This is a genomic window from Thermus arciformis, assembly GCF_900102145.1.
In the GTDB taxonomy this organism is placed as follows: domain Bacteria; phylum Deinococcota; class Deinococci; order Deinococcales; family Thermaceae; genus Thermus; species Thermus arciformis.
Window position 1 is genome coordinate 1 of the sequence record NZ_FNBC01000086.1, and the last position, 1,128, is coordinate 1,128.

The window sequence follows — 1,128 nt, forward strand, 5'->3', positions numbered from 1 at the left end:
CCTGGGGGGGTACCGCTTTGGGCTTCTTCATCTTGACCTCCCGGATGGGGTCATCCTACATCAAAGTTGGCGTCTAGTCTAGGGGGTCCACATCCTGGTTCCAGGCGGAGGTCCTAAGGAGGGAAGAGGGCGAGGCAGAGCTTCGCCTTAGGGTGCGGGAGGAGTTCTTGCAGGGCCAGGGCCTGGTCCACGGGGGGATCTTGGCGGCCCTTCTGGACAGCGCCTTAGGCCAGGCGGTGGAAAGCCTGGGGGCGAAGGTGGTCACCGCCGAGCTCTCCGTGAGCTACCTCCGGCCCGTGAGGGAAGGGGTGCTCCTGGCCCGGGGGTGGGTGGTCCACCCCGGGCGCCACCTCCTCCACGCCGCCGGGGAGGCGCAAACAGTTGAAAAATAACGCACCCTACTTCACCCTGACGCTCAAACGCTTCCGCTTCTCAGCGCCTCACTCCAGCAAGTTTCTCCAATGCAAGGGCCACAGACGGGTATACTCCCTCCCAGGAGGCCCCAGGTGAAGGCCAAGCCTAAAGCCACGCGGGAGCGCGCCAAAAAGAAGGCGAAGGCCTTCACCGGAGTCCAGGCGCTTCTCCTCTTCCCTTCTGAAGAAGACCACAAGGCCACCCTGGACCTCATGCGCCGCTTCTCCGCCGCCGTGCGCTACGCCTACAACCGCCTCCCGGAAGGGAAGGGGCGGGACGAACTCAAACGGCAGGACGGCCCCCTCTGCACTCTCTTCCGTCTGAACACCCGCTACGCCGACGACGCGATCCTGAAGGCCCAAGCCGTCCTGGATTCTGCCCGGGAGAGAGGAGAAGACCCCCGGAAGGTGGTCTTCGGGGGGAGAAAGCTCTTCCAACAGCTCAAGCGCAGGCACCTCTCGGGTAAGCCCCTGAGGAAGCTCAAGCGGGAGTGGAGGGAGAGGCGGCAAGGCCTCCTCTACTCCCGTGGCGACAGGACCAAGGGGGGCAACCTCAACCTGAGGCTCCTCGTGGAAGACGGGGCCTTGCGGCTCCGGATCAACCTCGGAGACGGGAACTACGCCCACGCCCTGGTGAAGACGGGCCACCCCAACCTGAGCGCCCTGGTGGGGAGGGTCTATGAAGTGCTGCCCCAAATTTGGACCACCCCAAGAG

2 pseudogenes are annotated in these 1,128 nt (G+C 64.6%); both read left to right on the forward strand.

From position 1 onward, the window contains the following. Nucleotides 1–104: 104 nt before the first annotated feature. Nucleotides 105–392, forward strand: a pseudogene (locus BLP62_RS13425) (PaaI family thioesterase); the annotation flags it as partial. Nucleotides 393–506: 114 nt separating this feature from the next. Then, nucleotides 507–1,128, forward strand: a pseudogene (locus tag BLP62_RS13430) (IS200/IS605 family accessory protein TnpB-related protein); the annotation flags it as partial.